We start from the raw sequence: 16,365 nt of genomic DNA, 5'->3' as shown, positions 1-16,365 counted from the left end.
TAGTGTTTAGGGACTTTAAATTTAAAAAATAAAACGAAATAATCGATAAAACATTAAATATTTTCGATGAAATGCATAATTATATGTAGGAATTCATCTTTATTTTCAATATGACTCATGTGCCCATCTGGAAATTCCGCCACTTCAACTTGAGTATCTTTTGTTTGTGCAATAAGTGAATCGTAATCCAAAGCGGGATCTTTTTTGCTAATAATGAGCATTTTTTTAAATGGGGTAAAATGTAGAAGAGCCTCTCTATCCACTCTAATTTTCATACCTTCCAAAGCTGCTATAATACCCTGTAGAGGCGTTTTTTGAGCCTCTTGGATAACCTTTTTAATTTCTGGTGAAAATAGAGTTCTATTTTTTGGCCTAAAGAGATTTGTTATGGCCATACGGATAAACGTTTTATGGTTATGCTTTACGGCTAAAATGCCACGGTCTCTGTTCAATTTTTTTTCTGAAGTATCGGCTCTAGCGGTAGAATTCATGAGGCATAATCCTTTTACCGCATCTGGGTTTCTCTCGGCAAATGCTAGGGAAACGTAACCACCCATGGAGTGCCCAACAAGAATGGAGCGTCTAATTTTTTGTTTTTTGAGAACAGCTTCTACGGCCTCTGCCATGAGTTCCATGGTGTGTACATAATCCAAACACCCGGTTTTTCCATGGCCCAATAAATCAATACAAATGACTCTGTTGTTTTTGGTGAGCGTTGAGATGAAAGGTTCCCACATAGATGAGTTTTCCAAAAAGCCGTGCAGTAAAACTACAGCTTCACCTTTGCCTGCATCGGTATAAAAAATGTTGGTGCCTTTGTATTCTAAAACCATGGGCAATTTATCTGCGACAAAGATAAAATCAAAGTACCTAAAAAACTAAGATTTCACCTTTTTTATGGCGGCAAAAGCTTTGTCAACAAACTCATCTTCAACCAAAATAGTGAATTCGTTGGTTGTAGAAAGAACCTCATAAAGTACAACGCCTTCCCACGCCAAACGCTTAAAGAAATGGTAATACAAACCAGCAATTTTAGAGTTGTCTTGTGGGAGGTTAATGCTAATGGCAGATAAGCCGTCTTGCATGGCCAACAATTTTTCGTTATTCAAGGCTTCTTTAATAAAGTCATTTATGCTGCTGGAAACAATAATATTGCTTTCATGAATGCCCCGTGTAAACGTGTAAAACAGTTTAGACTCTTGGTTAATCCGTTCTAAAATTTTGGCATGATTATCTATTATGGTTTCAGAATTTTTCACTGTAAAATCCGTTAAATTCGAGCGCACCGTTATATCTCCCAAATTTTGGATAACCTTTTTCATTTTAATGGAATTCGACAAAGCCACCGGTGGGTTATAGCGCCTTAAAGCCATCATAATAGCTCCAGGTTTTACATCCTTTTTAAGCATCTTACTTATGGGCTCTGTAAGCTCAATGGCCAATGCGCTAAAGTTTATAATGTTTCTAGAGAGTGCTTCTTCCAAATATGGTTGGGCAATCAAAATATCTTCAACACAATTCGATACGGTTTTCATTTCCTAAATATTATATGTTAATTATTTAACATTCTGTGTAAAAATAAACATTTTTTTTAATAAACATAGTCGTTATGAAAATGAATAATACTTTTGTCGCTCAAATTAATGGAAATGAAAGTATTAAAGTTTGGTGGAACATCGGTTGGGTCAGTTGAAAACATGAACAATGTTAAGAACATTATTAATGATGGTGAAAAGAAGATTGTGGTGCTTTCGGCTATGTCTGGTACAACAAACCAACTTGTTGCCATAGCCCAAGATATTAATGACGGAAACCCCAATGAGGCAATTGAGAAAATCAATAAACTTCATGAAAGTTATTTTTCTACTATCGATAACTTGCTTAGCAACGCCAATCTTAACAAGGATGTAAGGGCTTATGTTTCTAACGTTTTTGATTTGTTGGTGGAAAGTACTTATAAGTCATTTTCACAAACTTTAGAAAACCTTATAGTTGCACAAGGTGAGCTCCTTTCAACCTATATGTTCAATAGCTTTTTGAAACAAGAAGGAATTAGCTCTGCATTACTTCCAGCATTGGATTTTATGAGAATTGATGCGTTCAAAGAACCTGCTTTGGATTCGATTAAGGAAAAGTTTAAAGTTGTTTATGATAATACTGAGGATTCAGAAATTTACATTACCCAAGGGTTTATTTGCTTGGATGACCAAGACGAGATTTCAAATCTGCAACGTGGAGGCAGTGATTATACGGCAACAATTATTGGTGCTGCAATAAAAGCTGAAGAAGTGCAGATTTGGACTGATATTGATGGAATGCACAACAATGATCCAAGATATGTTGAAAACACGAAGCCTATTTCAAATCTATCATTTGATGAAGCGGCCGAGTTGGCATACTTTGGTGCAAAAATATTACACCCACAAACGGTTACTCCTGTAAGAGAGGATCATATTCCTGTGCGATTAAAAAACACGATGAATCCAGAAGCCCACGGCACATTAATCTCTAGTGAAACTACTGAAAATGGCATCAAAGCCATAGCTGCTAAAGATGGCATTACGGCTATCAAAATAAAATCAGCTCGTATGTTGCAAGCCCATGGTTTCTTGAAGAAAGTTTTTGAAATTTTTGAGGTCCATAAAACATCAATTGATATGATTACCACTTCTGAGGTGGCTGTTTCTTTAACAATTGATGATGACAGAAATTTAAATAAAATTTTGCTCGAACTTGAAAAAATTGCAACTATTGAAGTTGATAAAAACCAAAGCATTGTTTGTTTGGTTGGCCACTCTGTTGTAAACCATCAAGATACTTACAAATTGTTTCAAATTTTACAAGATGTAAAAATTAGGATGATTTCTTATGGTGGAAGCAAAAACAATATATCATTATTGATAGATTCAAAAGATAAAATTAATACGCTACAAAAACTAAACGATTATTTATTTGAATTAGTCACTCTATAAATTACAATATTAGTATTGATAGCGAAAAGGGTCGTTTTAAACGACCCTTTTTTATTTCTATGAATTCATGATATCTTCAATTTCTTCTGCTTCAATGGGTATGTTTCGCATCAGGTTAAATGGCTCTCCCGATTTTTGAATGACAACATCGTCTTCGAGCCTTATGCCAAAACCTTCCTCAGGAATATAAATTCCGGGTTCAACCGTGAAAATCATGTTGGCTCTCATGGGTTCTGTTAAAATGCCATAGTCATGGGTGTCCAGGCCAATATGGTGTGATGTGCCGTGCATGAAGTATTTTTTATAGGCTGGCCAATCTGGATTTTCATTTTTTACATCGGCTTTATCCAAAAGTCCAAGGCCTAAAAGTTCACTGGTCATAATTTTGCCTACTTCAATATGGTAGTCGGCCCAAAGGGTTCCAGGAACCAGCATTTTTGTGGCTTCATTTTTCACTCTTAATACGGCGTTGTAAACCGCTTTTTGCCTTTCGGAATACCTGCCAGAAACAGGGATAGTTCTACTTAAATCACTTGAATAGTTGGCATATTCGGCAGCTACGTCAAACAGAATTAAGTCGCCCGCCTTGCACTGCTGGTTGTTTTCAACATAGTGTAGCACGTTGGCATTATTTCCTGAAGCTATTATTGGTGTATAGGCAAATCCTTTTGAGCGATTTCGCAAAAACTCGTGCACGAACTCAGCCTCAATTTCGTATTCCCAAACGTTTGGCTTAACAAAGTTTAAAACACGACGGAATCCTTTTTCGGTAATGTCACACGCTTTCTGCATAAGTTCAATTTCAATATCCTCTTTTACTGATCTCAAGCGTTGCAAAATTGGATTGCTCTTAGCCACGCGGTGCGCCGGATATTTTTCTTTTAACCATTTTGTGAATCTGGCCTCTCGGGTTTCAACTTCTACATTTGCTCTGTAATGCTCATTGGTATTTATGTAAACAGTATCGCATTGTGTCATTATTTCAAAGAGAATTTTCTCCATGTCTTGCAGCCAATAAACTGTTTTGATTCCACTGGTTTCAAATGCTTTTTCTTTGGTTAATTTTTCGCCTTCCCAAATGGCAATATGCTCGTTGGTTTCTTTTAGAAACAATATTTCCCTGTGTTTTTCTTTTGGGCAATCTGGAAACAAAACCAATACGCTTTCTTCTTGGTCAACACCACTTAAATAAAAAATATCACGGTGCTGCTCAAAGGGCATGGTGCTGTCAGCACTAATTGGGTAGATGTCATTTGAATTAAAAATTGCCAAACTATTGGCTTGCATGTGAGCTATGAATTTTTTTCTGTTTTTTGCGAAAAGCGATTTATCTATTGGTACGTACTTCATCGAAAAATCTTGTTTTTTGTGTTATTCCATAATTTATTAAAGCAAAATTAAACAAATCTTAAGCATATTTCATTATATTTGATAATCTTCTAATACAAAGTCTGTTAAATCATGAGAGGGAAAGTGCTGTTCAAATTATTTACTGTATTTGCTTCATTCGTTTTGGTTGAAAATACAGTTTATGCCCAAGGGGTCTTGAAAGAAGTGTCTTTAGAAAGGCAAATTAATAAATCGAGTTTGGTTGTTGAGGGAAAAGTTGTAGCAAAAAGATCTGTTTGGAATGCGGAACAAAACAGAATACTTACCATAAACACCATTGAGGTTTACAAGTCTTTTAAAGGAAAATCAAATTTACAGATAGAAATTGTTACACCAGGAGGCACTATTGAGTCTATTACACAAACAATAACACCAAGTTTAAAGTTGAATATAAATGACACGGGTGTGTTTACGCTTTATGATAATAATATTGCATTAGCATCTCATGCTAAATCCAGTTTGAAAAAATATAAGGCTTACAGTTCTTTACAAGGATTTTATAAATATGATTTGTTGAACAACGTAGCCACTAACCCTTTTAAGAAGAGTAAGAACATTTCTAATAATTTGTATAATCAAATTACGGCGATTACAAAAGAACCATATAAAGAATTGGTTTCGTTTGACGTCGCTGCTAAGTCAGCATTGTTAGCAGATAAGAGTAGTGGAGCTTTAGCACCTGCTATTACAGGAGTTGAGCCTTTAACTGTTACGGCAGGAAATGGAGATACTATAACAATAACAGGTTCTGGTTTTGGTGCTAATCCAGGGAAAGTTGAATTTGAAAATGCAGATGACGGAGGAGCAAGTTTTGTTGAGGCACTGACTTCCCAAATTTTGTCTTGGGATGATGGTACCATTGTGGTTGAAGTACCTACAGAAGCTGGTACGGGCAACATTAGAGTCACTGATAACACTTCTGCCTCAATTGTTTCAACCGAAATCTTGGTCGTTTCATATGCTCTTCTAAATTATAATAGGGCGGGTGTCGCTATTTTGCCACAACATTTCGGAACGCAAGGTACAGGAATGACTTGGCAAATGCATACGGAGTTTGATGCCAATACAGCAGCAAAAGAGTCTTTTTTAAGAGCTATGGAAACCTGGCGTTGTGAAACTAAGATAAATTGGGTTTTAGGCTCAGCAACAACCATCAAAGAAGGTGTTATCGATGATACAAATGTCATAGCATTTGATGATGCAACAAACCCACTTGAGGATGGAGTGCTGGGTCAGTGCAGGACAACAACAGGGTCTTGTGGTGATACAAGGGATTTGGTTACCGAGTTGGATGTTATTTTTGATAATGATACTGAGTGGAATTACGGCCCAGATCCAACTGGTTTGGCTTTTGATTTTGAAACGGTAGCCCTTCATGAATTGGGTCATGGCCATCAATTGGGTCATGTTATTGATGACACTGGAGATGTTATGCATTTTTCTATTGCAGCTGGTGAAGATTTAAGATTTTTGAATAGTGATAATGCCACGGCGGCAGGGATCATTCAAAATTTTAGTACTACGTCCCAGATGTGCGGACAAACTATGATGACGGATTACTCAGGCAGTTGTTCGTTAGGTATTGTAACACAAGAAGTCATAGCCAATGAAATTAATATTTACCCAAACCCTGCGAGAGGCATGTTGTATATTGAAAATGGATCTGCTTTTAATTTGGAGAAAGCAATGTTGTTTGATATTGCAGGGAGAGCCATCTTAAGTATAGATATGGCGAATGCGCCAAGAATCAAGGTAATTGATGTAAGCACTATTTCAAAAGGTATTTATTTCATAAATATTTTTTCTGGAAATGCCATGGTAAGTAAGAAAATATTGGTTGAATAAACAATATTAGGATATTTAGGATAAGCGCACTTTATAGTGTGCTTTTTTTTGAACAAAAACCTACTTTAAAACCATTCTAAATAGTAAAAACTAACAGTTTATAGCTTGTCTAAAACACGTTGCTAAACTACATTTGCATATTATAACTAACTTTACAAAAATGAGCGGATTTTTTAAATCTTCGATAGGGAGAAAAGTGGCAATGGCACTTTCTGCATTCTTCCTTATGTTTTTCTTAATTATACATTTAGCAGTAAACATCACCTCGCTTTTTAGCGAGGAATTATTTAATGAGCTATCCCATTTTATGGGAACAAATCCATTGGTTCAATTGGCTTTGCAACCCATTTTAATCTTTGGTGTTGTATTTCATTTTGTTATGGGTTTTGTTTTGGAAATAAAAAACAAAAAAGCCCAAGGTGTTGCTTATGCCAAAAATAATGGTGCTGCCAATTCAACCTGGATGAGCCGAAACATGATTTATAGTGGGCTTGTAATTTTGGCTTTTATTGTACTTCATTTCATAGATTTTTGGATTCCAGAACTTAATGTAAAATACATACAAGGTGACATGTCTGGATTGATAGAAGGAACAGAAAGTTTTAGATATTATGAAGAATTGCATCATAAATTTTCACCGGCTTGGCGAGTAGCTGCTTATGTAATAGCCTTTGTGCTTTTGGGTTTGCATTTGGCCCATGGATTTACTTCGGCATTCCAATCAATGGGTTCTTCGGCCAGTCAGAAAAAAACATTGAAAAGTTTAGGTAAGGCATATTCAATTATAATTCCATTAGGCTTTATAATCATTGCATTAGTTCACCATTTTAACCATTAATCTGAAATAAAAATGGCTTTAGATTCAAAAGTACCAAAAGGTCCAATAAAAGATAAATGGACAACATATAAAGATAAAATCAACCTTGTAAATCCTGCCAACAAACGACATATTGATGTTATTGTTGTTGGGACTGGTTTAGCTGGTGGTTCTGCCTCGGCAACTTTGGCAGAATTAGGTTATAATGTAAAAGCATTTGCTTACCAAGATTCTCCCCGTCGTGCACACTCCATTGCGGCACAAGGTGGAATTAATGCTGCAAAAAACTATCAAGGTGATGGTGATTCAACATACAGATTATTTTATGATACAGTAAAAGGTGGCGACTATCGTTCACGCGAAGCAAACGTATATCGTTTGGCTGAAGTATCGGCAAATATCATTGACCAATGTGTGGCCCAAGGTGTTCCTTTTGCCCGTGATTATGGTGGACTATTGGACAACCGTTCGTTTGGTGGTGTTTTGGTTTCAAGAACATTCTATGCTAAAGGACAAACCGGCCAACAATTGTTGTTGGGAGCGTATTCAGCAATGAACCGTCAAATTGCACGTGGTAAGATTGAAATGTTCAATCGTCATGAAATGTTGGATGTTGTTATTGTCGATGGAAAGGCTAGAGGGATTATTGCCCGTAACCTCGTTACAGGAGAAATTGAACGTCATTCGGCACATGCGGTCGTAATAGCATCGGGCGGTTATGGCAATGTTTATTTCCTTTCAACCAACGCCATGGGAAGTAACGTAACGGCAGCCTGGAAAATCCATAAAAAGGGAGCATATTTTGCTAACCCTTGTTATACCCAAATTCACCCAACTTGTATTCCCCGTTCTGGCGATTATCAGTCTAAGTTGACTTTGATGTCTGAATCACTTCGTAACGATGGGCGTATTTGGGTACCAAAGAAAATGGAAGATGTGCTGGCCATTAGAGAGAAAAAATTAAAACCAACTCAAATCCCTGAAGAAGATAGAGACTACTATTTGGAAAGAAGATATCCTGCTTTTGGTAACTTGGTGCCTCGGGATGTAGCATCTCGTGCTGCAAAAGAACGTTGTGATGCTGGTTATGGTGTTAATGCAACGGGTGAAGCGGTTTATTTGGATTTTGCCTCGGCCATAGAACGATATGGAAAGGAGCAAGCCAAGATTCATGGCATTTCAAATCCATCTAAAGAAAAAATCATTGAGCTAGGTGAAAAAATAGTTGAAGCAAAGTATGGAAACTTGTTCCAGATGTACGAGAAAATCGTTGACGAAGACCCATATAAAACGCCAATGATGATTTATCCAGCAACACATTACACGATGGGTGGTATTTGGGTAGATTATAATTTAATGACAACCATTCCCGGATGTTACTGTATTGGTGAGGCCAACTTTTCGGACCATGGAGCCAACAGACTTGGTGCTTCGGCGTTAATGCAAGGTTTGGCTGACGGCTATTTTGTGTTGCCATACACGATTGGCGATTACTTATCAAATGATATAAGAACTGGAAAAATTCCAACGGATTCTAAAGAATTTGATGAAGCTGAAAAGGCTGTAAAGGACAGAATTGATTTCTTCGTTAATAATAAAGGAACAAAATCTGTTGACTATTTCCACAAGCGTTTAGGAAAAGTAATGTGGGATAAAGTTGGTATGGCTCGTAACGAAAAAGGCTTGAAGGAAGCTATGGCTGAAATAAAGCAAATTCGTGAAGAATTCTGGAAAGAAGTTAAAGTTCCAGGAAATGCCAACGAAATGAATCCTGAATTGGAAAAAGCTGGCCGTGTTGCAGATTTCTTGGAATTAGGGGAATTGTTCGCAAAAGATGCTTTAATGCGAAATGAATCTTGTGGTGGACACTTCCGTGAAGAGTCTGTTGAAGAAAGTGGAGAGCAAAAAGGTGAAGCAAAACGTGATGACAAAAATTTTGCATTTGTTGCAGCTTGGGAATATAAAGGTGAACCTGCAGATGCTGTTCTACACAAAGAAGAATTAGAGTTTAAAGATATTGAACTAAAACAACGTTCATACAAATAAGATTGACATTATGAATTTAACACTTAAAATTTGGAGACAGAAAGACTCAAATGCAAAGGGTCAAATGGTCGATTATAAAGTTACAGATATTTCAGAACATATGTCTTTTTTAGAAATGATGGATGTTTTGAACGAACAATTAATTGGACAAGGTGAAGAGCCCGTGGCGTTCGATCACGACTGCCGTGAAGGTATTTGTGGTATGTGTTCCATGTATATAAATGGTGAGGCCCATGGCCCAGACCGTGGCGTTACAACTTGCCAGTTACACATGCGTATGTTTAAAGATGGTGATACCATAACGATTGAACCATTTAGAGCAAAAGCGTTCCCAGTTATAAAGGATTTGGTTGTTGATAGAAGCGCTTTTGAGCGTATTCAACAGGCAGGAGGTTACATTTCTGTAAACACATCCGGTAACACTCAAGATGCTAATGCCATTCCAATTTCAAAGCATGCAGCAGACGAGGCTATGGATGCAGCAACCTGTATTGGTTGTGGTGCATGCGTTGCAACGTGTAAAAACTCAAGTGCCATGCTATTTGTTGGTGCAAAAGTTTCGCAATACGCGTTGTTGCCACAGGGGCAAGTTGAAGCTGCCGACCGTGTTAAGAACATGGTTGCGCAAATGGATTTGGAAGGATTTGGTAACTGTACCAATACTGGAGCCTGCGAGATTGAATGTCCTAAAGGCATTTCATTAGAGAATATTGCCCGAATGAATCGAGAATTAATGAAAGCTGCAATTTCTTAATATTTGCTGTTTTTCATCGAAAAAAACATGAACCCAAGCATTTGCTTGGGTTTTTTTATAGATTTGGTTTTATATTAAGAAACTGATGAACAGAACTATATACCTTCTAATAATTTACTTTTTTTTGTCATGTGTCAATATTAAGGCTCAAACAATCGAGTCAATTGATCTAAAAAAAGATTCATTATTCAGTAAAACAAAGCTATTAAAGCACATTCAAGCGTTGTCATCTGATGCTTTTGAAGGTAGGCGAACAGGAAGCAATGGAGCAGTTAAGGCAAGAAGTTATATTGTCAATCAATTTTATACTTTAGGTGTTTCGCCATTTTACAAACAGTATGAGCGGCCTTTTTCCTTTTCAAATGAAAATAAGCGCTATTCTGGTGCCAATATATTAGGTTTTATTAAAGGAACTGAGTTTCCTGATAAGTACATGGTTATCAGTGCGCACTATGACCATGAAGGCGTAAAAAAAGGAATGATTTATAATGGTGCGGATGACAATGCATCTGGAGTTGCTGCCCTTTTCAGTTTTGCAGAATATTTTAAATCGCATTCTCCAAAACATTCAATAGTACTGGCCGCTTTTGATGCCGAAGAATTAGGGCTCAACGGGTCAAAATATTTTTTGAACAATCTCAAAATCAAATTAAGTCAAATCAAGGTAAACTTGAACATGGATATGATTAGTAGGAGTGATGAAAACGAACTTTTTGCTGTCGGAACAAAACATCATCAATTTCTTAAAAAGATAATTTTAAATACGAAAGGCTCGGGTAAACTTAAACTTAAAATAGGGCATGAAGATGGTGATTGGAAGGATAATTGGACTTATTCTTCCGACCATGCTAATTTTTACAAAAAGCGTATCCCCTTTCTGTATTTCGGGGTGCCAGACCACAAAGATTACCACGAACCTACAGATGATTTTGAAAATATCCATCCAGACTTCTACATTGATGCTGTAAAAACAATAATTTCAGTTTTTGAAAAGCTCGATGCTATGACTCTATAGCGTTTATGTCCTGAAGACTATTCACCACCGCCGTCTAACATAAATCCTCCGTTTATAAGAACTTCCTTGTTTTCTAAATCTTTTGCGTTTAAAACAACAGCTTGTGTTTCAGTTTCTTCACCAAGCTCTAATTTTATTTTTTCAAAATAATAATTGTTCGCTTTCTTCTCCTTTAGAGCTAGGGCAAAAGTACCGTCTTCGCCTCCAAGAATAGCGTTTTTTGGCAATGCTGGGGCAGTAAAGGCTTCTGTTAAAATATTTGCTTCAACGAACATGCCTACTATAAAATTGGCTTCAGACTCGTTTAAAATATGCCCATGAACTTTTACAATTCTAGTGGTTTCGTCAATGGTTGTGCCAACCAAATGCACTTCGGCTTCAAATGTTTTATCTGATGATTCAGGAATTTGAAACAGGATTTTTTGGTCTTTTTTAATGTGTAAAATGTCTTTTTCAAACACCGAAAGTTCTAAATGAATATGGTCTGTATCAACAATTTCCATAATCACATCAGCTTCTGAAACGGGCATACCATTACTCACATTCACCTTGGTAATAAAGCCTTCAATAGGTGAGTATAAGTTGATGGTTGAGGTTAATTTTCCTTGATCAACCGATGTTGGATTAATGTTTAACATGGCCAATTTTTTACGTAATCCGTTATAATGTGCTAAACTACTTTTATAAGTGCTCTCTGCCTTTAAAAAGTTTTTTTGCGATGTAATGTTCTCATCAAATAGTGTTTTTTGACGGTTAAATTCAGACTTTAAATAATTAAGTTGTTCGGCAACTTCTAAATATTGTTGTTGCAACTCCACAAACTCAGGGTTTTCAAGTGAGACTAAAACTTGTCCTTTTTTTACTTTATCACCTGCCAAAAGCGGTGTTTTGGTAATATAACCACCCATAAATGTGCTGATTTTAGCCTTATTTTTTGGTGGCACATCAATAGTTCCGGTAGCTTTTATGCCCGTGTTGAAGGTATGTTCTTCTAATTTTCCCAATTGCATATTTTCATTTTCAAATTGCGATTGGGTTACTACAATTTCGTTAGAATTAACTTCTTCAATAGAATTAGTTTCGTTGTTTTTTTCTGATTTTCCGCAAGCGGATAAGGCAAGCGAAAATAGTAGTATATATATGCGTTTCATTATTATAAAATTAAATGGTTTATGGTGATTATAGTTTGGTTGTATGCGTTAAGATTTTCAAGGTAAGTCAGCTCAATTTCGGTTGCCGTCTCTATACTTTGTATGTATTGAAAAAAATCAATTTCACCTTCCTTAAAGGTGCGTTCGGCAGTTTTAATTATTTCTTCTGAAAGTGTTTTGCCTTGGGTGTCGTAGTAGTTAATGGCTTCTTCGTACTGTTGAAGTTTTGCCATTAGCGATTGATATTCGGCATTTAGCTTGATTTTATAATCTTGTTTTTCAGCCTCAGATGCTTCTTGGGCCAATTTAGTAGCCTTAATTTTTGAAGCATTTCCGCTGAAGAACAACGGAATTTTTAAACCAAATTGATAGCCTTTAATATTAGTGTTTAAAGTGCTGTTGCTTCCTTGAAAATATTCGGCGCTCAAATCGGGCAAGAGGTTTTGTTTTTCCTGTTGATTTAAGGCTTTGTAATATAAATTGGTATTGTCGTAAATCGAAAGGCCGATGTTGTTTTCAACCGAAATGGTTTTAAGTGGTAGCTTTTGAAGGGTCTCATCCGTTATTGAAAAGGAATCCGTTTGTACCAATTTTTTCAATTGCTCCTTTGCTAAAACAACTTCATGTTGCGCTTGTTTAAAAAGCATCTCGAGCTGTTTTTGTTTTGATTTGGCACTTATCATTTCCAAATAATTGGTTTCTCCCAATTCAAACCGGCGTTGAGATGCCTTCTCAAATTGTCGATATAAACTATCTAAAACCATATAGGTTTTTGCCTTACTTTTTGCATAAACCAAATTTGTATAGGTTGAACTAACATCTCGTTTCAAGGCTTCTAAAGCTAAATTATGATGGGTTTGTCGAAGGTTGAATTTGGCTTTGTTCACTTTTTTATCAGCGAAATAAACCGTCGGGAATTTAAAGTCTTGCGATACTCCAAAAACCTTTAAAGGTTCGTTGTTAATAGCAAGATTATTTTTGTCATAGCTATAATAAACCGATGTTTTATCGAAGCTAAAAGCACTGCCAATTAAGGCTTTAGATTCGTCTGTTTTTAAAGATGAAGATTTTAAACCCGCATTATTTTCAATCGCTAAGTTTATTGCATCGTCAACAGTAAGCAGTTCATCTTGAGCTTGCATTTGTAACGATAGTAAAATGATAATTACTGATGCCGTTATTTTTTTGTTCATTTTTAATTCTGTTTTTTCTTCGAACCATGCGTATAAAACAGGCAAAACGATTAATGTTAAAATAGTTGCAGTAACAAGTCCGCCAATTACGACAGTAGCCAATGGTCTTTGCACTTCGGCACCCGCATTGGTTGAAATGGCCATTGGAAGAAAGCCTAAGGCTGCTGCTGCCGCTGTTAATAAAACCGGTCGTAAACGTTCGGCAGTGCCTCGTTTTATCCGTTCTTCAATGTTGGTAATCCCCGCTTCTTTTAGCTCTTTAAAATGTTCAATTAACACAATTCCGTTTAGTACCGCTATACCAAATAAAGCGATAAAACCAACACCTGCCGAAATACTAAATGGCATACCTCTAAACCATAACAATAATACACCACCAACCGCAGAAAGCGGAATTGCTGAATAGACCATAGCCGCTTCTTTTATGGAACCAAATGCAAAGTGTAATAGAATGAATATAAGTACCAAAGCGATGGGTACGGCTATCATTAATCGTGCTTTGGCACTTTGTAAGTTTTCAAATTGTCCGCCATAAGTTATGCTATAGCCAACAGGAAGTTTTACTTGACTTTCAATAATTTTTCTAACATCATCCACAACCGATTGTAAGTCTCGATTTCTTACATTTATGCCTACAACGATGCGTCTACGGGTATCGTCCCTCGAAATTTTTGCAGGACCTGTGGTGTATTTTATTTCGGCCAATTCACTCAATGGAATTTTTATGCCGCTTGGAGTATCAACATATAAATTTTGAAGGTTTTCAATATTTGTTCTGTTGTTTTTATCCAAACGTACCACCATATCAAATCGTTTTTCGCCTTCAAATACATTGCCAACAGTTTCACCAGCAAATCCCATAGAAATGATTTGATTTATATCTGAAATGTTTAAACCATAGCGTGCAATTTTGCTTCGGTTGTAGGTTACGCTCATTTGAGGTAAGCCTTTAACTTTTTCAATAACAATATCTGATGCCCCTTCAACATTTTGGATGAGCGATTTTATTTCTTCAGCCTTATTGGCCAAAACCGATAAATCTTCACCAAAAACTTTAATGGCAACATCGGCTCTAACACCTGTAATAAGCTCGTTGAAACGCATTTCAATAGGTTGGGTAAATTCCACTTCCATACCTGGAATAACAGTGAGTGCTTCTTTAAATTTATCGGCTAATTCATCTTTGCTATCTGCCGAAACCCATTCATCTTTTGGTTTTAGTTTAATAATCACATCGCTTTCTTCCATACTCATTGGATCTGTGGGTACTTCGGCGGCACCAATTCTGCTCACCACTTGGTCAACTTCTGGGAAATTTTCTAGAAGTATTTTTTCAATTTTTGTAGTGATTTCAATGGTTTTTCCCAATGATGTTCCCGTTTTTAAAACTGGCTGGATTACAAAGTCGCCTTCATCTAAAGTGGGTACAAATTCGCCACCCATACTTGTGAAAATCCAGATGCTTGTGGCCAACAAAGTACCAGCGAGCGACACGACTATCTTTTTGTGTTCTAAGGCCCAATGAATAGATGGTTTGTACAGTTTATTTAAAAACTTCATGAGCCTAACCGATATATTTTTATCCGTTTGTTTGCTAGGTTTTAAAAACATGGATGAGATAACCGGAACGTATGTTAAACAGAAAATCATGGCACCAATGAGTGCAAAACTAAAAGTGAGTGCCATGGGTTTAAACATTTTGCCCTCAACACTGCTTAACGATAATATGGGGATGAATACAATAAGAATGATGAGTTGCCCAAATATGGCCGAATTCATCATTTTTGAGGCACTTTTTTGGGTGATGGCATCAACGGTTTCTTGTTGTTCAGACTTTGAAAGTGAGCCTATTTTTTCGCTTTGCGATGTTATTCGAAAGGCAATAAACTCGACAATGATAACGGCACCGTCTATGATTATCCCGAAATCGATAGCACCCAAACTCATCAAATTTGCATCAATACCAAAAATGTTCATTAATGAAATGGCAAACAATAAACTCAAAGGAATTACTGAAGCCACAACAAGCCCAGACCTTAAATTCCCCAATAGCAAAACCACAACAAAAATTACGATAAGTGAGCCTAAAATTAAATTTTCGGCAACGGTAAATGTTGTTTTGCCAATTAGTTCGCTACGTTCTAAAAACCCATTAATGTAAACACCTTCAGGTAATGAATTTTGTATGGAAGCTACGCGTTCTTTTACGGCATCAATAACCTGTTTTGAGTTACCGTCCTTAAGCATCATAACTTGTCCAAGTACTTTTTCGCCTTCACCATTCCCTGTTATGGCACCAAAACGGGTGGCACTTCCAAAGCCAACTTTCGCAACATCTTTAATATAAATTGGAACACCTTTGTTTTTTACAACAATATTTTCAATGTCGCTTAACGAGTCTACCAAGCCTTCACCGCGAATAAAAAAGGCTTTGTTGGTTTTCTCGATGTAACCGCCACCAGCAACACTGTTATTTTTTTCCAAAGCGTCAAAAATATCCATGTAACTAATGTTCATGGCTTTCAATTTTTGCGGATTTATGGAAACTTCATACTGTTTTAAATAACCGCCCCAAGTATTGACTTCCACAACTCCAGGAATTCCCGAAAGCTGACGTTTTACAATCCAATCTTGAATGGTGCGCAATTCAGTGGCCGAATAGCGGTCTTTAAATTCGGGTTTTACATCTAAAATGTATTGGTAAATTTCACCCAAACCCGTTGTTATGGGGCCCATTTCTGGAGAACCAAAACCTTCAGGTATTTTTTCGGAGGCTGATTTTATTTTTTCGGCAATGAGCTGCCTCGGAAGATAAGTTCCCAGTCTGTCCTCAAAAACAATGGTTACCACTGAAAGACCAAATTTTGAAACCGAACGAATTTCTTCAACTCCCGGTAAATTAGCCATTTCCAACTCAACAGGATAGGTAATAAACTGTTCCACATCTTGGGTGGACAAGTTTCTTGAAGTTGTAATAACCTGCACTTGGTTATTGGTAATATCAGGTACGGCACCAATGGGAATTTGAGTCAGGGAAAAAATCCCGAAGCCAATAACCGTGGCTATAAAAAGTAATATAACAAGCTTATTTTTTAAGCTGAATTTTATAAGATATTCTAACATAATTCATTTTGATGAATGATTAATAAAAGCTATTCAAAGAGCTATTTTTGAATAGTTTAA

The 16,365-nt window shown here is 36.6% G+C and carries 11 protein-coding genes; 6 read left to right on the top strand and 5 right to left on the bottom strand.

Annotated features, from left to right (window positions below; translation table 11 throughout):
* Window positions 1-53: 53 nt before the first annotated feature.
* Window positions 54-833: an alpha/beta fold hydrolase gene (locus tag WJN01_RS02235; RefSeq protein WP_445195531.1), complete on the bottom strand. Its 780-nt coding sequence runs from the start codon at window positions 831-833 to the stop codon at window positions 54-56.
* Between the two features lie 45 nt (window positions 834-878).
* Complete coding sequence (locus WJN01_RS02230) at window positions 879-1,535, bottom strand: hypothetical protein (RefSeq protein WP_445195530.1); 657 nt, start codon at window positions 1,533-1,535, stop codon at window positions 879-881.
* A 114-nt stretch (window positions 1,536-1,649) separates the two neighbouring features.
* On the opposite strand from WJN01_RS02230, the gene WJN01_RS02225 reads away from it, so the two are divergent.
* Window positions 1,650-2,972, top strand: a complete 1,323-nt coding sequence (locus WJN01_RS02225) for an aspartate kinase (RefSeq protein WP_445195529.1) — start codon at window positions 1,650-1,652, stop codon at window positions 2,970-2,972.
* A gap of 57 nt (window positions 2,973-3,029) precedes the next feature.
* Here WJN01_RS02225 and WJN01_RS02220 read toward each other — a convergent pair whose 3' ends face one another.
* Window positions 3,030-4,322, bottom strand: coding sequence for an aminopeptidase P family protein (locus WJN01_RS02220; RefSeq protein ID WP_445195528.1), 1,293 nt, complete (start codon window positions 4,320-4,322; stop codon window positions 3,030-3,032).
* A 111-nt stretch (window positions 4,323-4,433) separates the two neighbouring features.
* Between WJN01_RS02220 and WJN01_RS02215 the strand changes: the two genes are divergently transcribed.
* The 5 genes from WJN01_RS02215 to WJN01_RS02195 all read left to right on the top strand — a co-directional run bounded on the left by WJN01_RS02215 (window position 4,434) and on the right by WJN01_RS02195 (window position 10,838).
* A complete protein-coding gene (locus WJN01_RS02215) occupies window positions 4,434-6,206 on the top strand; it encodes a T9SS type A sorting domain-containing protein (protein ID WP_445195527.1) in 1,773 nt (590 codons plus the stop codon).
* A gap of 160 nt (window positions 6,207-6,366) precedes the next feature.
* Window positions 6,367-7,044, top strand: coding sequence for a succinate dehydrogenase cytochrome b subunit (locus WJN01_RS02210; RefSeq protein WP_445195526.1), 678 nt, complete (start codon window positions 6,367-6,369; stop codon window positions 7,042-7,044).
* 12 nt (window positions 7,045-7,056) lie between these two features.
* The gene (locus WJN01_RS02205; protein WP_445195525.1) at window positions 7,057-9,069 is read left to right on the top strand and encodes a fumarate reductase/succinate dehydrogenase flavoprotein subunit; all 2,013 of its coding nucleotides are present in this window, start codon (window positions 7,057-7,059) and stop codon (window positions 9,067-9,069) included.
* Window positions 9,070-9,079: 10 nt separating this feature from the next.
* Window positions 9,080-9,823, top strand: a complete 744-nt coding sequence (locus WJN01_RS02200; RefSeq protein WP_445195524.1) for a succinate dehydrogenase/fumarate reductase iron-sulfur subunit — start codon at window positions 9,080-9,082, stop codon at window positions 9,821-9,823.
* 85 nt (window positions 9,824-9,908) lie between these two features.
* Window positions 9,909-10,838 carry a M28 family peptidase gene (locus WJN01_RS02195; RefSeq protein ID WP_445195523.1) on the top strand — a complete coding sequence of 310 codons (930 nt, stop codon included), beginning with the start codon at window positions 9,909-9,911 and terminating at the stop codon, window positions 10,836-10,838.
* Between the two features lie 17 nt (window positions 10,839-10,855).
* Here the strand turns inward: WJN01_RS02195 and WJN01_RS02190 are convergent, their stop codons facing one another.
* Window positions 10,856-11,989, bottom strand: coding sequence for an efflux RND transporter periplasmic adaptor subunit (locus WJN01_RS02190; protein ID WP_445195522.1), 1,134 nt, complete (start codon window positions 11,987-11,989; stop codon window positions 10,856-10,858).
* 2 nt (window positions 11,990-11,991) lie between these two features.
* Window positions 11,992-16,305, bottom strand: a complete 4,314-nt coding sequence (locus WJN01_RS02185; protein ID WP_445195521.1) for a CusA/CzcA family heavy metal efflux RND transporter — start codon at window positions 16,303-16,305, stop codon at window positions 11,992-11,994.
* Between the last annotated feature and the right edge of the window lie 60 nt (window positions 16,306-16,365).

It is taken from the genome of Tamlana sedimenti, from assembly GCF_038148895.1.
Lineage (GTDB): Bacteria > Bacteroidota > Bacteroidia > Flavobacteriales > Flavobacteriaceae > Tamlana.
Note: the sequence above shows the minus strand (reverse complement) of the source record. Positions and strands in the feature narration are given on the sequence as shown.

Excerpts from the sequence above, each read along its gene's own strand:
- WJN01_RS02235 (WP_445195531.1), bottom strand. The coding sequence starts at position 833 with ATGGTTTTAGAATACAAAGGCACCAACATTTTTTATACCGATGCAGGC.
- WJN01_RS02230 (WP_445195530.1), bottom strand. The coding sequence starts at position 1,535 with ATGAAAACCGTATCGAATTGTGTTGAAGATATTTTGATTGCCCAACCA.
- WJN01_RS02225 (WP_445195529.1), top strand. The coding sequence starts at position 1,650 with ATGAAAGTATTAAAGTTTGGTGGAACATCGGTTGGGTCAGTTGAAAAC.
- WJN01_RS02220 (WP_445195528.1), bottom strand. The coding sequence starts at position 4,322 with ATGAAGTACGTACCAATAGATAAATCGCTTTTCGCAAAAAACAGAAAA.
- WJN01_RS02215 (WP_445195527.1), top strand. The coding sequence starts at position 4,434 with ATGAGAGGGAAAGTGCTGTTCAAATTATTTACTGTATTTGCTTCATTC.
- WJN01_RS02210 (WP_445195526.1), top strand. The coding sequence starts at position 6,367 with ATGAGCGGATTTTTTAAATCTTCGATAGGGAGAAAAGTGGCAATGGCA.
- WJN01_RS02205 (WP_445195525.1), top strand. The coding sequence starts at position 7,057 with ATGGCTTTAGATTCAAAAGTACCAAAAGGTCCAATAAAAGATAAATGG.
- WJN01_RS02200 (WP_445195524.1), top strand. The coding sequence starts at position 9,080 with ATGAATTTAACACTTAAAATTTGGAGACAGAAAGACTCAAATGCAAAG.
- WJN01_RS02195 (WP_445195523.1), top strand. The coding sequence starts at position 9,909 with ATGAACAGAACTATATACCTTCTAATAATTTACTTTTTTTTGTCATGT.
- WJN01_RS02190 (WP_445195522.1), bottom strand. The coding sequence starts at position 11,989 with ATGAAACGCATATATATACTACTATTTTCGCTTGCCTTATCCGCTTGC.
- WJN01_RS02185 (WP_445195521.1), bottom strand. The coding sequence starts at position 16,305 with ATGTTAGAATATCTTATAAAATTCAGCTTAAAAAATAAGCTTGTTATA.